The sequence below is a fragment of the Taklimakanibacter albus genome, from assembly GCF_016595235.1.
Lineage (GTDB): Bacteria > Pseudomonadota > Alphaproteobacteria > Rhizobiales > Aestuariivirgaceae > Taklimakanibacter > Taklimakanibacter albus.
Genome location: NZ_JAENHL010000007.1, coordinates 71024 through 86459, shown reverse-complemented (window position 1 = coordinate 86459; position 15436 = coordinate 71024). Strand labels below are relative to the sequence as shown.

General features: G+C 62.7%; 16 protein-coding genes. 14 read left to right on the top strand and 2 right to left on the bottom strand.

Annotated elements, in window-relative coordinates; all coding sequences use genetic code 11:
* Nucleotides 1-95: 95 nt before the first annotated feature.
* Genes JHL16_RS11945 through JHL16_RS11915 form a run of 7 tightly spaced genes read left to right on the top strand, consistent with a single transcriptional unit; the run spans nucleotide 96 to nucleotide 5490 of the window.
* Nucleotides 96-860: a (Fe-S)-binding protein gene (locus JHL16_RS11945; protein ID WP_246770922.1), complete on the top strand. Its 765-nt coding sequence runs from the start codon at nucleotides 96-98 to the stop codon at nucleotides 858-860.
* Nucleotides 860-2278 (top strand): LutB/LldF family L-lactate oxidation iron-sulfur protein, encoded by a 1419-nt coding sequence (locus JHL16_RS11940; RefSeq protein WP_200185075.1) that lies wholly within the window; start codon nucleotides 860-862, stop codon nucleotides 2276-2278. The genes JHL16_RS11945 and JHL16_RS11940 overlap by 1 nt, the downstream gene beginning before the upstream one ends.
* Complete coding sequence (locus JHL16_RS11935; protein WP_200185074.1) at nucleotides 2271-2948, top strand: LutC/YkgG family protein; 678 nt, start codon at nucleotides 2271-2273, stop codon at nucleotides 2946-2948. Before JHL16_RS11940 ends, JHL16_RS11935 begins: the two co-directional genes overlap by 8 nt.
* Nucleotides 2945-3499, top strand: a complete 555-nt coding sequence (locus tag JHL16_RS11930) for a putative glycolipid-binding domain-containing protein (protein ID WP_200185073.1) — start codon at nucleotides 2945-2947, stop codon at nucleotides 3497-3499. The genes JHL16_RS11935 and JHL16_RS11930 overlap by 4 nt, the downstream gene beginning before the upstream one ends.
* Nucleotides 3496-4041, top strand: a complete 546-nt coding sequence (locus JHL16_RS11925; RefSeq protein ID WP_200185072.1) for a hypothetical protein — start codon at nucleotides 3496-3498, stop codon at nucleotides 4039-4041. The genes JHL16_RS11930 and JHL16_RS11925 overlap by 4 nt, the downstream gene beginning before the upstream one ends.
* Before the next feature lies 1 nt (nucleotide 4042).
* Nucleotides 4043-4648, top strand: coding sequence for a hypothetical protein (locus tag JHL16_RS11920; RefSeq protein WP_200185071.1), 606 nt, complete (start codon nucleotides 4043-4045; stop codon nucleotides 4646-4648).
* Nucleotides 4645-5490: a fumarylacetoacetate hydrolase family protein gene (locus JHL16_RS11915; protein ID WP_200185070.1), complete on the top strand. Its 846-nt coding sequence runs from the start codon at nucleotides 4645-4647 to the stop codon at nucleotides 5488-5490. Before JHL16_RS11920 ends, JHL16_RS11915 begins: the two co-directional genes overlap by 4 nt.
* Nucleotides 5491-5552: 62 nt before the next feature.
* On the opposite strand, the gene JHL16_RS11910 is transcribed toward JHL16_RS11915, so the two are convergent.
* Nucleotides 5553-7286: a Na/Pi cotransporter family protein gene (locus JHL16_RS11910; RefSeq protein ID WP_200185069.1), complete on the bottom strand. Its 1734-nt coding sequence runs from the start codon at nucleotides 7284-7286 to the stop codon at nucleotides 5553-5555.
* A gap of 24 nt (nucleotides 7287-7310) precedes the next feature.
* Nucleotides 7311-8360 (bottom strand): phosphate ABC transporter substrate-binding protein PstS, encoded by a 1050-nt coding sequence (gene pstS / locus JHL16_RS11905; protein ID WP_200185068.1) that lies wholly within the window; start codon nucleotides 8358-8360, stop codon nucleotides 7311-7313.
* A 248-nt stretch (nucleotides 8361-8608) separates the two neighbouring features.
* Between pstS and JHL16_RS11900 the strand changes: the two genes are divergently transcribed.
* The 7 genes from JHL16_RS11900 (at nucleotide 8609) to urtE (ending at nucleotide 15425) form a co-directional block, all read left to right on the top strand.
* Nucleotides 8609-9766 (top strand): transporter substrate-binding protein, encoded by a 1158-nt coding sequence (locus JHL16_RS11900; RefSeq protein ID WP_200187118.1) that lies wholly within the window; start codon nucleotides 8609-8611, stop codon nucleotides 9764-9766.
* 9 nt (nucleotides 9767-9775) lie between these two features.
* Entirely contained in the window at nucleotides 9776-10384 is a 609-nt protein-coding gene (locus JHL16_RS11895) for an ANTAR domain-containing protein (protein ID WP_200185067.1), read from the top strand.
* A gap of 272 nt (nucleotides 10385-10656) precedes the next feature.
* The gene (locus JHL16_RS11890) at nucleotides 10657-11907 is read left to right on the top strand and encodes a transporter substrate-binding domain-containing protein (RefSeq protein WP_200185066.1); all 1251 of its coding nucleotides are present in this window, start codon (nucleotides 10657-10659) and stop codon (nucleotides 11905-11907) included.
* Between the two features lie 62 nt (nucleotides 11908-11969).
* Nucleotides 11970-12860: an urea ABC transporter permease subunit UrtB gene (gene urtB / locus JHL16_RS11885; RefSeq protein ID WP_200185065.1), complete on the top strand. Its 891-nt coding sequence runs from the start codon at nucleotides 11970-11972 to the stop codon at nucleotides 12858-12860.
* Between the two features lie 21 nt (nucleotides 12861-12881).
* Nucleotides 12882-13976 carry an urea ABC transporter permease subunit UrtC gene (urtC, locus tag JHL16_RS11880; protein WP_200185064.1) on the top strand — a complete coding sequence of 365 codons (1095 nt, stop codon included), beginning with the start codon at nucleotides 12882-12884 and terminating at the stop codon, nucleotides 13974-13976.
* Nucleotides 13973-14737 carry an urea ABC transporter ATP-binding protein UrtD gene (urtD, locus tag JHL16_RS11875; RefSeq protein WP_200185063.1) on the top strand — a complete coding sequence of 255 codons (765 nt, stop codon included), beginning with the start codon at nucleotides 13973-13975 and terminating at the stop codon, nucleotides 14735-14737. Before urtC ends, urtD begins: the two co-directional genes overlap by 4 nt.
* Nucleotides 14730-15425 carry an urea ABC transporter ATP-binding subunit UrtE gene (urtE, locus tag JHL16_RS11870; protein ID WP_200185062.1) on the top strand — a complete coding sequence of 232 codons (696 nt, stop codon included), beginning with the start codon at nucleotides 14730-14732 and terminating at the stop codon, nucleotides 15423-15425. The genes urtD and urtE overlap by 8 nt, the downstream gene beginning before the upstream one ends.
* The last annotated feature ends 11 nt before the right edge of the window (nucleotides 15426-15436 follow it).

The following is a 15436-nucleotide window of genomic DNA, read 5'->3' as shown; positions in this document are numbered from 1 at the left end:
GGCGGATTGCTCAATCCATTTTATCACATAAATACTTGCGGGGCAGGCATGCCTCGCGCCATAAGACAGGCCCGGATAATATTGGGATGCGCCTGATGGAGCTGACCCGGCCGCGCGTCGGCCTTTTCGTGACTTGCCTCGTCGATCTATTCCGGCCGTCGGTCGGCTTCGCCACCGTCAAGCTTCTGGAAGAGGCGGGCTGCGTGGTCGAGGTTCCGGAAAGCCAGACCTGCTGCGGCCAGCCGGCCTTCAATTCGGGCGACCGCAAGGATACCGCCGACATCGCCCGCGCCGTCATCAAGGCCTTCTCTCCTTACGACTATGTCGTGGCCCCGTCCGGTTCCTGCGCCGGCATGATCAAGGCCCATTATCCCGAACTCTTCGCGACGGGCTCGCCCGACCGTGCGGCCGCCGATGCCCTGGCGGCGAAGACCTATGAGCTGGTCTCCTTCCTAGTTCGGGTCATGAAGCAGGAAAAGGTCGCCGCGCGTTTCGACGGCTCGGCCACCTATCACGATTCCTGCTCGGGCCTGCGTGAGCTCGGTGTCAAGGCGGAACCGCGCAAGCTGCTGCGGACTGTCGAAGGGCTCGATCTCGTCGAGATGGAGGATGCCGAAGTGTGCTGCGGCTTCGGCGGCACGTTCTGCGTGAAATATCCCGACATCTCCAATGTCATGGTCGCCAAGAAGACGAAAAAGATCGCGGCCACCGGCGCCGATCTGCTGCTCGCCGGCGATCTCGGCTGCCTCATGAACATGGCCGGCAAGCTCAAGCGCGAAGGCTCGACCCTCAAAGCTCGCCATGTCGCCGAAATCCTCGCCGGCGATACGGCGACGCCCCCCATCGCGGAGGGCGAATAATGGAGGCCAAGACCGCTGAATTCACCAGCAATGTGGCGCGCGCCATCGCCGACAGCCAGTTGCAAGGGACGATGACCGAAACCGGACCGCGTTTCATCGAGAAGCGCGCCAAGGCCCGGGCCGGCCTGCCGGAATTCGATGCCCTGCGCGACCAGGCGCGCGACATCAAGGACCATGTGCTCGCTCATCTCGATCTCTATCTCGAGCGCTATGAGGCGAAAGTCGTGGAAAGCGGCGGCCATGTCCATTGGGCGGAGACGGCGGAGGAGGCGCGTGCCGCCATTCTTGGCATCTGCCGCAAGCTCGATGCCAAGCTCGCCACCAAGGGCAAGTCGATGATCTCGGAAGAGATCGGCCTCAACCAGGCGTTGGAAGCGGCCGGGGTGACGCCGGTCGAGACCGATCTCGGCGAATATCTGATCCAGTTGCGCAATGAGCCGCCGAGCCACATCATCGCGCCCGCCGTGCATCTGACGCGCGACCAGATCGAGGCCGACTTCCGCAAAGCCCACACGCATCTCGACCCCAATCGCGATCTCACCGAGATCCCGACGCTGGTCGAAGAGGCGCGCACCGTGCTGCGCCAGAAATATCTTGATGCCGATGTCGGCATCACCGGTGCCAATTTCCTCATTGCCGAGACCGGCACCTCGATCATCGTCACCAATGAGGGCAATGGTGACCTGACCCAGACCTTGCCCAAGGCGCATATCGTCATTGCCTCGATCGAAAAAATCGTGCCGACGCTCGAGGATGCGACGACTATCTTGCGTGTGCTGGCGCGCTCGGCGACGGGGCAGGATTTCTCCAACTATACGACCTTCTCGACCGGACCCAGGCGGCCGGAAGATCCGGACGGCCCCGGCGAATATCATGTCGTCATCCTCGACAATGGCCGATCGAATGTGCTCGGCACTGAATTCCAGGACATGCTGCGCTGCATACGCTGCGGCGCCTGCCTCAATCACTGTCCGGTCTACCAGGCGGTGGGCGGCCATGCCTATGGCTGGGTCTATCCGGGCCCCATCGGCTCAGTGGTGACACCGGCGCTCATCGGCATCGAGAAGGCGAAGCATTTGCCCAACGCCTCGACCTTCTGCGGACGTTGCGAAGAAGTCTGTCCGATGCGCATTCCCTTGCCGCGTCTGCTGCGGCATTGGCGCGAGAAGGAGTTCGAAAAACATCTGACCCCCGGCGCGGTGCGCACAGGCCTCGGCGTCTGGGCCTACTTCGCCAAACGGCCGAAGCTCTATCAATTCGGCACGCGGGTTGCGGCGCGCCTTCTCAGTGTCATGAGCGGCAAGAAGGGCAGGCTCGCCAGCCTGCCTCTCGCCCAGGGCTGGACACGTTATCGCGACATGCCGGCGCCGCAGGGCAAGACCTTCCAGGCGATGTGGAAGGAGCGCCGTCATGGATAATGCCCGCTCTCGCATTTTCGCGCGTATCCGCAGCTCGGCAGACAAGGGTGATGAAACCGCTCGCGTCGCTGCCGTCGAAGCGCGTCTCCAGCATCCGCAGCGCAATCTGGTGCCGGAACGCGGCCAGGGTGATGAGGCGCACCGCATCGAGGTCTTTGTCCGCATGATGGAAGCGGTCGGCGGCACGGTCGAAATTCTGCGCGACCTGAACGACGTGCCGGCTTCGGTCGCCACCTATCTGCGCAATACGAACCGGCCGGCGATGATCCGGCGTGGCCGCGACGAATATCTCGCCAATCTCCCCTGGCACCGTGCCCAGACGCTCACCGTAAAGGAGGGGCGGGCGGAGGACGCCGACACCGCGTCGCTCACTCATGCCTTTGCCGGCGTCGCCGAAACGGGCACCGTCGTCCAGCTCTCAGGCGTCGACAACCCGACGACGCTCAATTTCATGCCCGAGGCGCACATCGTGCTGCTCGAGGCCAAGGACATCACCGCGAGCTATGAAGAGGTCTGGACGCGCCTGCGCGACATCTACGGGCCCGGTCAGATGCCGCGCACCGTGAACATGATCTCGGGCCCCTCGCGCACCGGCGATATCGAGCAGACGATCGTGCGTCCGGCGCATGGGCCCAAGGACATGCATGTGATCATCGTCAGGCGGCCATGATGTGGAAGAAGGTGGAAGAGATCGTCGCGCGCTGGCGGCCCGAGGAGGGCGAAGGCCTCGAACATCTCATCCTCCGCGCGACGCCCGACGGCTACAGCGTGCGTAGCAATGTGATCGGCCCGTCCTTTGCCGTTTCTTACGCGATCGATCTCAACAAAAGCTGGCGCACTTTGAGCTTCACGGTCGATTCAGTCGACGGACGCCGGCGCGAGTTCCGCTCCCCGGCGCCGGGGCGCTGGGAGGACGGCAATGGCAACAGGCTGCCCGTCTTCGACGGCTGCATTGACATCGATCTCTCCTTTACCTGCTTCACCAACAGCCTGCCCGTCAGGCGGATGGCGTTCGCCAAGGGGCAGGCGCATGAATTCGCCATGTTGTGGATGCCCACCGATACGCTCGACCCCTTCGTCGACGGCCAGCGTTACACCTGCCGCGAGCCCGGACGGCGCTTCCATTATGAAGCAACGGATGGCGCCTTCGAGGCCGAGATCGTTTTCGACGACTTCGGGCTCGTCTCGGATTATCCCGGCCTGTTCCGGCGCGTCGCATGAGATACGTGGCGGCGGCTCTCGTCCTTCTGCTTTTGCCTGCGGCGGCGCAAGCCTGCATGAGCGACCGCAACGAAGCGCCGCTTTTCGTCTGTGAAACCGGCGCCGCCGGCAAATATATCGAGATCTGTGCCGTCGAGGCGGAACCGGGCCAGTCCTGGCGGGACATCCAGTATCGCTTCGGAAACGAGGAGAAGAACGAACTCGTCTATCCGGCCGATGCGGCGGAAGGGGCGAAGAAGCTGTTCTTCTCACATGTGCGGGGCGCGCGCAGCTACACGGTCAATGTCCGCTTCCGGAATGCCGGCTACACTTATCGAGTCTATTCCGTCGCCCGCTGGGAAGGCGATGAGGCGCCGGCGGAGGCGATGGACGGCGAGGCCGGCGTCGAGGTAAAGGACAAGAAAGGCAAGGGGGTGGCGCTCATCGAATGCGCCGAGCGACCAACGATATTTCCGGAATATCTGCGTCGGGCGCTGGCCTGCGACAAGGACAACCCGCATGGCGCCAAGGGCTGCGCCGAAGTCCCGCCTAGGGAACGCTGACATGACCCTGCAGAACCGCGTCACTCCTTATGGCGAGATCGTCGCGAGCCCGGCGCGCGGGACGATGATGGGCAATCGCGGCGGCAAGTTCCATCGCGACGACCAGACCCTCGGCAAAAGGCGCTGGGCGAGCCGGCACTGGATCTGCTGCGATCTCTATTGGAAGGGCGTTCATCACGAGCCGATGGGCAAGGGCTATACGTCGCTGTTCTTCCTCGACGAGGTGACGGCGCTGGCGGCCGGGCACCGGCCCTGTTTCTATTGCCGGCGCAAGGAGGCGCAACGCTTTCTGTCGCTGGCCTCGCCGCCGCTCATGGCGGACGAGGCCGACCGCATCGTCGACAAGGAGAGGCGCAGCCCCAGGCCAGATATCGAGGTGGCGAAACTTCCCGATGGCGCCATGATCGACGCCGGCGAGGGGCCTTTCGCGGTTCTGGGCGATCGCCTGCTCAAATGGTCCTTCGAGGGCTACCAATTGGCCGTTCCGCGCAGGCCAGTCATGAGCGCTAAGCTTTTGACTCCGGCACTCTATGTCGGCATTCTCGCGCGCGGTTTTCAACCACGCTGGCATCCGTCAGTCCAATCATTGGGGAAGGGGATTATATGAAACTGCTGCGTTATGGAGCGAAGGGCAAGGAGAAGCCGGGCGTCCTCGACAAGGAAGGCCGTATCCGCGATCTCTCCGGCATCATCGCCGACATCAGCGGCGAGACGATCAGCCCGAAGAGCCTGACGCGCCTCGCCAAGATCAAGCCGGAATCGCTGCCTTTGGTGCGCGGCACGCCGCGCATCGGACCGTGCGTCGCCAATCCGCAGAAATTCATCGCCATCGGCCTCAACTATTCCGATCATGCGGCGGAATCGAACCTGCCCGTCCCGCCCGAGCCCGTCGTCTTCACCAAACATGTGAGCTGCATTTCCGGTCCGGACGATGATGTGACCATCCCGCCCAAGTCGAAGAAGTCGGACTGGGAAGTCGAGCTCGGCGTCATCATCGGCACGCGCGCCAAGAACATCAAGAAGAAGGACGCGCTCGCCCATGTGGCGGGTTATTGCACCATCAACGACCTGTCCGAGCGCGAATTCCAGATCGAGCGCGCCGGCCAGTGGACCAAGGGCAAGTCCTATGACACGTTCGGCCCGATCGGCCCGTGGCTGGTGACGACGGACGAGGTCAAGGACCCGCAGAAGCTCAAATTGTGGCTCGAGCTCAACGGCAAGAAAGTGCAGGACGGCTCGACATCGACCATGGTGTTCGGCGTCGCCCATATCGTCGCTTATCTGTCGCAGTTCTTCACCTTGATGCCGGGCGACATCATCACGACCGGCACGCCGCCGGGCGTCGGCATGGGCATGAAGCCACAGCGCTTCCTGAAACCCGGTGACGTCATGCGCATCGGCATCGAAGGCCTGGGCGTCCAGCAGCAGAAGGTCGTGCGCGATAAGTAAGCGCGCGGCTATTCTGATCGAATTGAGCCCTTCTCCCGCAAGCGGGAGAAGGGCTTTTTCGTTTACTCCGCCGGGGCGGGGTTGAAGCTGCCGTCGATATCGGGACGACGGTCGGGCTTGGTCATTGTGGCTTTGGCGCGGGCGATGACCTCGGCGCGGTTCACCGACTGACGCTCCGCGTCGATGCGGCGGATCAGCAGCTCGGCGCGCTCGATACTGCCGAGCAGCGCCAGGATGGCGCCGCGCTCGCCCGAAGACACTTGCGGACCGAGCAGCAGGGCCTTTTCGCGCAGCTCCTCGACGGAGTTGAGCTTCACATGGCCGGTCGGCACGGCGGGATTGGGCACGCCGAAATCGGGCAGGATCTCGCGCAGGCGGAACTCCAGCCGGGTCAAGGCGGCGGTCACCACCTTCTCGGCGTCGGCGGTGAACTTCTCGCGCTTCACCCGGCGCGCCACCTGATGCAGCGTCTCGGCGAGGCTCGCCGAAAAATCCGCTTCCTCGATGAGGCTTCCCACCAGATCCTGTTGGTCATAGGGCATGCTGTCCTTGAACAGGGCAGCCGAGAAGGAGCGGATATCGCGGCTCAATATGTCGGTCGCGACATAGTGCTCGCCGGGATCGCTCGGCGCCGTCTTCACGCCGCGCGCGATGTCGAGGAAGAGGGCGCCGGCATTGAGATGGCGCAAAGTCTCCTGCTGCACGGCATTGACCGAATTGGTGAAGTCGCTGGTCAATTCGCGCTTCAGGTATTTCGGCACCGAATAGTCCTCGATGTCCTCCGCCGCGGTACGACCGATGCGCGAGAGGACCTGCTCGAAGACGCCGACAAAGGGGAAGAGCAGCACGGTGTTGAAGACATTGAAGGCGGTCGAGAACAGACCGACGGCGACCGGCACCAGCGGGAAGGTCTCCTTGCCGCCGACCATGACCGGCACGCCCGGATCGCCGCCGAACCAGCCCATGGCGAATTTCAGGATCTCGATGGCCGGGAAGAACAATATGATCATCACTGCCACGCCGATGAAGTTGAACGACATATGGGCGTAAGCCGCGCGTTTGGCGTTCTTCGACAGGTTGAGCGAGGCCATCCACGAGGTGATGGTGGTGCCGCGATCGGCGCCGAGCGAGAAGGCGACCGCCGTCTGCCAGTCGAGCACGCCGGCCGCGCCGAGACCCATCACGATACCGATGGTGGCCGAGGAGGAGTGGATGAGGGCTGTGATGAGGGCGGCGATGAGGATGCAGACGACGAGGCCGACAAAACTTTCGGCATGCAGGCCTGAAATGATCGACATCACTTCCGGCATGCCGCGCAAGGGACGCAAGCCCCCGGTCATCAGGTTCAGGCCGTAGAAGATGAGGGCGAAACCCATGCAGGCGAGCGCGATGTTGCGGATCTTCTCGCTTTTGGCGAAGACATACACCAGGGCGAAGATGCCACCGAGCAGGAGCCCCAGGGGGCCGAGCGGCAAAGCGATGAGGCCGTTGCCGAGCGTGGTGCCGATATTGGCGCCCATGATGACGCTGATGGCGGGTCGGAGCGCGATGACGCCGGCATTGACGAGACCGACGACCATCACCGTCATGGCGGTCGAGGATTGGATGACGCCGGTGATCAACGTGCCGGCGATGACGCCCTTGGCGGGCGTGCCGGCGATCCTCGCCAGCCATTCACGCATGCGGTTGACGGAAAGGGCCTGGATGCCGTTGGCCATGAATTCGAGGCCGAGCATGAAGATGCCCAGGCCGCCGATGACCGGCACGATGATGTCCTTGAAGATATCCGCTTCCATGTTCGCCGTTTCTTTCTCGTTGATTCAACTTCCGAAATTCAACTCGCGTGCCCAATAGGCCTTCACCTGCTCGACCAGAGAGCCGGGCAGCGGCACATAGAAGAGCGCCTCGGCATCGGCCGCTCTTTCAGTCAAAGCGTGATTGAAGAACCAGAGCGCCTGGCGCGCACGCGAGGTGGAATCGGGATCGCGGCGCATCAGGATGTAGGTCACGGCCGTGATCGGCCAGGCATCGGCCTCGGCGCTGTCGACGAGCGACAGATGGAAGCCGTTGGCGGGCGACCAGGGCGCCTTGGCGGCGGCGATGGCGAAGCTTTCAGGCGCCGGCCGCACGAACTTGCCGGCGCGGTTCTTCACCGTGGCGAAAGTGAGCTCGGCGCGGACCACCTGGCCGTATTCGATATAACCGATAGCGCCCTTCGTCGCCTTGACGGCGCTGACGACACCTGAGCTTCTCTCGACGCTGGTGCCGAGCGGCCAAGTGATCAGCGTGTCGGCGCCATATTTGGTCTTCCACTCAGGGCTCGCGGCGGAGAGGAAGCTCGTCCAGTTGAAGGTCGAGCCCGAGCCGTCGGCGCGGTGGATGACGGTGATCTTGAGATCGGGCAGCTTGAGTCCGTCATTGAGAGCGAGAATGGCAGGGTCGGACCAGTTCTGGATCTTCCCCAGATAGATATTGGCCAACACCTCGCCTGACAGCTGAAGACCGCCCGGCGCGACATTGTCGAGATTGACCACCGGAACGATGCCGCCGACGACGAGCGGGAACTGGACGAAGCCGAATTTGTCGAGGTCTTCCGGGGCCAGCGGCGCGTCGCTGGCGGCGAAATCCATCTCCGGCTGGGTCAGGCGCAGGATGCCGGCCAGCGAGCCGACCGGCTCATAGTCGATGCCGGAGCCCATGAAGGTGATGTCGGTGCCGCCGGCCCGATCGGTCAGATAGCTTTCCGACCATTTGGCGATCACCGGATAGGCGAAGGTGGAGCCCGCGCCATGGATGGGTTCGGCGGGAGCCGGCAAGGCCGAGACGAGGTAGAAGAGGGCGGCTAGAAAAGCGAGCATGGCGGACTTCATAAAGGCTCCCAAGGCTGTTCCGATGCCGCCGCCGAAGGACGGCTGGAGCGGACCTTAAGTTTCGTTAATGACAGGCCGGTGACCGCACGTTCGGCGGGCAACGTTGCGTTTTCAATTCCAACGGGATAGTTTGACGGGACCCCGAGAAACAGTGGCGTTTCTCCATTTCCCGTCCGTTCAGATCTTGATCCGGCAGACGCTGCTGACGGGCGCTATCGTTGAGTGATGTCTCTTGGCAGGTGACTAAGATCGTGACGAACGGTGACTGGCGGCTCGGCATATTGTTTTCACGCAGCGGCGTGACGGCGGCGGCCGAGATCGCCGAGGCCAATGCCGCCTTGCTGGCGGTCGAGGAGATCAATGCGCGCGGCGGCGTGCTCGGCCGGCCGATCCGCCCGACATTCTACGACCCGGAATGCTCGCCGCAGAAATATCGCGAGCTCGCCGTCCGCCTGCTCACCGAGGACAAGATCAGAAGTGTCGTCGGCTGCTACATGTCGACGGCGCGCAAAGCCGTTCTTCCGGAAATCGAGGCCTATCGCGGCCTGTTGTTCTATCCGACCTTCTACGAAGGGTTCGAATATTCGCCCCGCTGTTTCTATGCCGGGTCTTCGTCCAATCAGAATGCCGTGCAGCTGGCGCGTTATCTGATGGAGACATTCGGCAAGCGTTTCCTGCTCGTCGGCTCCAATTATGTGTTCCCTTACGAATATAACCGGGTCGTGACCGATCTCGTGATGTCGGGGAAGGGGAGCATCGCGGATGAGATCTATGTTCCGGTCGAGGCGACGCGCCGGGATTTCGAGCCGGTCATCCGGCAGATCCGCAAGCTGAAGCCCGATGTCGTCGTCTCCAATGTCGTCGGCACCGGCGCGGTGCTGCTCTATGAAGCCTACAAGGAGGCGGGCTTCGATGCCCGCACCATGCCGATCGCTAGCCTGTCGACGACCGAGGCCGAGCTGGCCGAGATGGCGCCCGAAATCGCGGTCGGCCACCTGACCGCCGCTTCGTTCTTCGAGACTTTGGACACGCCCGAAGCGCGCCGTTTCGTCTCGGCCTTCAAGCGCCGGTTCGGCGATGCGGCACCCGTCACCGCCAGCGCTGAAGCCGCCTATTGCCAGATCCATCTTTACGCCAAGGCCTTGGAGATGGCGGGAGACGATGAGCCGGATGTGGTGGCGCGGCATTTGCGCGGGCTCGAATTCGATGCGCCCCAGGGACGCATAAGGGTCGATCCCGACAACAACCACACCGAGCTGTGGTCACGGATCGGGCGCATCAATGCGCAGGGGCGGTTCGACATCGTCTGGCAGTCGGAGACCCGGGTGAAGCCCGATCCTTATTTCGTCACCTCCGCTTTCGACGACTGGATGGAGTCAACGCCGCGCATGAAACGCCGGACATAGGACTTTCCCGTGGCGATGAACATTCTTCGCGACCTGAAAGGACTGCGCATTCAAGTGATCCACCCGCCCGACTCGGAAGGGCTGGCGCTGGTCGATCACTTGCGGCGCGTCGGCTGCAGCTGCGAGACGACATGGCCGCTGCCGGAGGAAGTCAATCCGGCCGCGGCGGTCATCCTGGTTTCGATCGAGCAGGAAAATCGTGAGAAGATCCTCAAGCTGTTCCGTCCGAACCAGGCGTCCGATCCCGCTTTGCTGGCCGTCGTTTCATTCGAGGATCCCGGCACATTGCAAGTGGTGCTGGAATGCGGCGCGCTCGCCGTCATCGAGCGGCCGATCCGGCCCTTCGGCCTTCTGACTAATCTCACCATCGCGCGGGCGCTGTGGCTCGAGCGGCAGAATGCGAGCAAGAGAATCCGCAAGCTCGAACGCAAGCTCGCGGGCAACAATCGCATCATGAAAGCGAAAGCCATTCTCATGGAGACGCAGGGACTTTCGGAGCCCGAAGCGTATGAAAGCATTCGCCGGCAGGCGATGGCCAAGCGCGTGCCGATGGATGATCTCGCAATGGCGATCATCAACGCACATGAACTCTTGACGTTCAAAGATCGTCGTGCCTAAGATGAAAATTAGTTGAAGCTTAGTAAAAGCTGAACTCGAAGAGACGCAAGACAGCGCGGTCTGCGTCGCAAGGCTAGGAAGCCCGCAAGCTCCGTGATCGGAGCCGGCGGGTTTTTTTGTTTCCGACTATGCCGACAGCGCCGTTGGCATGCCGTTGATGGTTACTGCGCTGCGCCGCCGTTCATCGGTTGCGTGAAGGATGCGTAGTGCCCGCAGCACCCAAGCAAATCTCAAAAAGATAAGCGCTCACGAAGCGCGGAAGCGAGGAGGAAATGAAACTACTTCAAAGCAGGCGTACCTTCATCAAGGCCACCGGTTTCGCCGCCGCGGGGCTCGCCGCACCGGAGATTTTGCGTTTAGGCGACAGAGCGTGGGCGGCCGAGGAGATACCGGTCGGGATCATGTATTCGCTGACCGGGACGACGGCGATCGTCGAGAAGTCGATGAATCAATGCGCCCAGATGGCAATCGCCGAGATCAACGCCAAGGGCGGCGTGCTCGGCAAGCAGCTCAAGGCGATCATCGAGGACCCGGCGTCGGAACCGCGCATCTACAGCGAAAAAGCGCGCAAGCTCGTCATCGAGGACCAGGTGCCGGTCATCTTCGGCTGCTATACGACGGCGAGCCGCAAGGCGGTGCTGCCGGTGGTGGAGCGGCGCAAGGGTCTCCTGGTGTGGCCGACATGGTATGAGGGCGAGGAGTGCTCCAAGAACGTGCTCTATGCCGGCTCCGCGGTGCCCAACCAGCAGCTCGAGAATTCGCTGCCGTGGCTCAAGAAGAATCTCGGCAAGAACAAGCTCTTCATCGTCGGTTCCGACTACGCATTCCCGCGCGGCATGGCCAAGACATCGAAGACTATCTGCCAGAAGATCGGCATGGAAGTGGTGGGCGATGAATATCTGCCGCTCGGCCATACCGAATGGGCCTCGCTCGTCTCCAAGATCGGGTCCAGCGGCGCCGACGTGATCTTCTCGAATGTGGTCGGTGATTCGATCGTCGCCTTCTACCGCGAGCTGCGCAACCAGGGCTATGACTTCGACAAGCTGCCGCTATGCGCCTCGACGACGACGGAAGTCGAGATCAAGGCGATGGGCGGGGAATATGCGCAAGGAAGCTATGTTTCCCTGCCATATTTCCAAACCGTCGACACGCCGCAGAACAAGACCTTCGTCGAGGCATTCAAGGCCGTCGCCGGCACCGATGCGGTGACGCATGCGGCCATGGAGGCGGTCTATATCGGCATCAACATGTGGGCGATGGCCGCGGCCAAAGCCGGCGATGTCGCGCCGGAGGCGGTGATCGCCAATGCCGGCGGCCTTTCCTTCGATGCCCCGCAAGGCAAGGTCACCATCGACCCAGAGAATCTCCACAGCTACCTGACGCCCCGCATCGGCAAGTCCCGGTCCGACGGACTTCTCGATATCGTCGATCAGTATTCCGAGCCGCTCCTGCCGCTGCCTTATTCGAGCGTCGGCGAAACGGCGGAGAAGCGCATCTGCACCACGCAAGGCGCGTCACTGTAAGACAACGTCAGGCTCCTTGCCGGGGCGGCTGAGCCGCTCCGGCCCTTCTCGGGCGAGGTGGCATGGAAACATTCGTCATTGGGCTGAGCATCGCATCGATCCTGTTCATGGTCGCCCTGGGCCTGGCGATCATCTACGGCACGATGAAGGTGATCAACCTGGCGCATGGTGAAATGGTCATGATCGGCGCCTATGTCACGGTGCTGGCGACCAAACACCTGGGCTTCAGCCTCTATTGGTGCCTGCCTCTCGCCTTCCTCATCACCGCCGCCTTCGGCCTCGTCATCGAGCGCACGGTGGTCCGCCGCCTCTATGGAAGGCTGCTTGACACGTTGCTGGCGACCTGGGGGATCGCCCTCATTCTCCAGCAGCTCATTCGCATTCATTTCGGCCTGGCGCTGTTCGGCATCCAGATCGAGGGTCTGGGCTCCGATCTGCAGAACGTGCCGGTGCCCATCGAGCTGCAGCAGTCCTTCCGCTTTCTTGGGGCCAATATCCCGGCCTATCGGGCCTTCGTCTTCACCATCGCCGTGCTGCTCGGGGCCGTGACCTGGTGGCTCGTCTACCGGACGCGCTTCGGCAACCAGCTGCGCGCCGTTTCCGTCGCCCGCAACATGGCGGCCGCCTGCGGCATCAATGATCAGCGCGTCAATGCGCTGGCCTTCGCTTATGGATCGGGGCTCGCCGGCGCCGCCGGCGTACTCGTTTCCGGTTTCAAGACGGTCTCGCCGGACATGGGAACGCCCTATGTCGTCGACGCCTTTCTGGTGGTCGTCGCCGGCGGTGTCGGCAATCTCATCGGCACATTCGTGTCCGCTGGCATATTGGGAGAGGTGCAGAGCTTCGTCGCGACCTGGCTCAACGACGTCTATGGCCGCACCGTCCTGTTTGCGGTCGTGATCCTCATCCTCCTCTTCCGGCCGCAAGGCCTCTTCGTGATCAAGAGCCGCTGACGGTTGGAACATGGGCAAAACATGAAATATCGGATCGTCTCAGCCGCCGCCTACATCGCGTTCTTCGCCCTGATATTCCTGCTGCCCCTGTTCCTCAACGGCTTCTGGGTCAACCGCGTCGCCATCTATCTGGTCTATTCGATCTGCGCGGTCGCGATCAGCATGTCATGGGGCTATGCCGGTGTGCTCAATCTGGGGCAGGGGCTCTTCTTCGGCATCGGGGCCTATATGCTGGCGATGTCGCTGACCCTCGCACTGCCCGAGAACAATCCGGTGCCGGAGCTCATGCTGCTCAATATGGAGCCGGACGCGGTTCGCGACCTCTGCTGCGTGACGCCGGGCTCCTTTCTATGGATTCCCTTCCGATCGCTGGCGGTCGGTATGATCGCCGCCATCGTGGTGCCCATCGTCCTCGCCGCGGCGCTCGGCTTCGTGATGTTCAAGCGCCGCACCGCCGGCGTCTATGTCAGCATCATCACCCTCGCTTTCGCGCTCATTGGCCAACTGCTCATCATCAACAACCAGCCGCTGACCGGCGGGTTCAACGGTCTCGCCAATCTGGCCTTGCTCGATATCGCCGGCCTCGAATTCGATCCCTATGGACCGAGCGTCTATTATCTCGTGGCGGTCACGCTGCTCGTGGTGATCCTGATCGCCCGCTATCTGCTGTCGGGGCGGATCGGCCAGATCCTGAAGGCGATCCGCGAGGACGAGGCGCGGGCACGCTATCTCGGTTACGACGTCGAGAACTACAAGCTCTTCATCTTCTGCCTGTCGGCGGGTGTCGCCGGCCTGGCCGGCATGCTGTTCACCGTGACGGCGGAATTCGCCTCGCCGTCGCTGATGGCGACCTCGTTCAGCATCTCCATGGTGATTTGGGCCGCGACGGGCGGGCGGGCTTCGCTGCTTGGCGCGGCGATCGGCGCCTTGATTGTGAATTTCGTCGGCTCGCTCGCCAGCGAAAGCGCCGCCTTCCAGCCGGTGTGGCCGATCATCCTGGGGGGATTATTCATTTTCGTGGTCCTGGTGATGCCGAACGGCCTTGCGGGTATCTGCAAAGGCCTGATCGAACGCTGGCGGAAGAGGGATGCGGCCCGCGAGGAGGCCTATCCATGAGTGCCGCCGCTAATCCCATTCTGCGGACGCGCGGGCTCACGGTGCGCTTCGATTCGATTCCGGTGGTGCGTGATGTTGACCTGTCGATCGCGGACGGCGAGCTACGGGTGATCATCGGCGCCAATGGCGCCGGCAAGTCGACGCTTCTCGATCTCCTATGCGGAAGGGTGCTGCCGTCGGACGGCGAGATCTGGCTCAGGGACCGCAATATCACGGGAATCGGCGAAGCCGCCATCGCGCGCAGCGGCATCGGCCGCAAATTCCAGACGCCGAGTGTGTTCAAGGAAATGACGGTGCTGGAGAATCTGCAGGTCGCCAGCAACCGGCAGGTCCGGGTTTTTGAGAACATCTTTGCGCGGCTCAGCGGCAAGCCCAGCGAGAAGGAGGAGGCGGTGGCGGCGCGGACCGGCCTTCTCGGCGTCATGCGGCACCGGGCCTCGGAGCTGTCGCATGGCCAGCTGCAGTGGCTCGAGCTCGCCATGGTGCTCAGCCAGGACCCACAAATCATCCTTCTGGACGAGCCGGCGGCCGGCATGACCGCCGACGAGACGGACAAGACGGCGGAACTGCTGCTCGACCTTGCGGGCAGCCACACTGTGCTGGTCATCGAGCACGACATGGCCTTCGTACGCACAATATGCCGGACCATCACCGTGCTGCACCAGGGAGCGATCCTGGCCGAAGGCACCGCGCAGGAGATCGAGCATCATCCCGCGGTGATCGAGGCCTATCTCGGATCGGCGACGCTCAGCCATGCTTAAGCTCAGAAAACTCAACGCCTATTACGGAACGAGCCACATCATCCACGATCTCGATCTCGATGTGCGAAAAGGCGAGATCTTCTGCATTCTCGGGCGAAATGGCGTCGGCAAGACGACGCTGCTGCGCAGCCTGCTCGGCATCGACACCCGCACGCGCGGCTCGATCGAGCTCGACGGCGTCGATATCAGCGAGGCCCCGACCTACAAGCGGGCGCAATTTGGCATCGGCTATGTGCCGCAAGGCCGCGAGATCGTACCGGGGCTGAATGTGCTGGAGAACATCCTGCTCGGCTGCAATGCGCGCTCGGATGGACGCCGCGACGTGCCGCCGCTGGTCTGGACGCTGTTCCCGTTCCTGAAGGAGCATCTGACGCGGCGCGGCACCAACCTGTCGGGCGGGCAGCAACAGCAGCTCGCCATCGCCCGGGCGCTCGCCACCGATCCGCGTGTCCTGGTTCTCGACGAGCCGACGGAAGGCATCCAGCCCAATGTGGTGGCGGATATCGAAAAGGCGATCGTCTCGCTCAACCGGGACCATGGCCTGACGGTCATCCTGGTGGAGCAGAAGATCCGTTTTGCCCGCACGGCGGCGCAACGTTTCGTCATTCTCGAAAAAGGGCGCGTCGCGGCTGCAGGCGCTGCAGCTGAGCTCAGCAATGAGCTCGTCCGCAAACACATGAGTCTTTGAAGAAGGAGCAA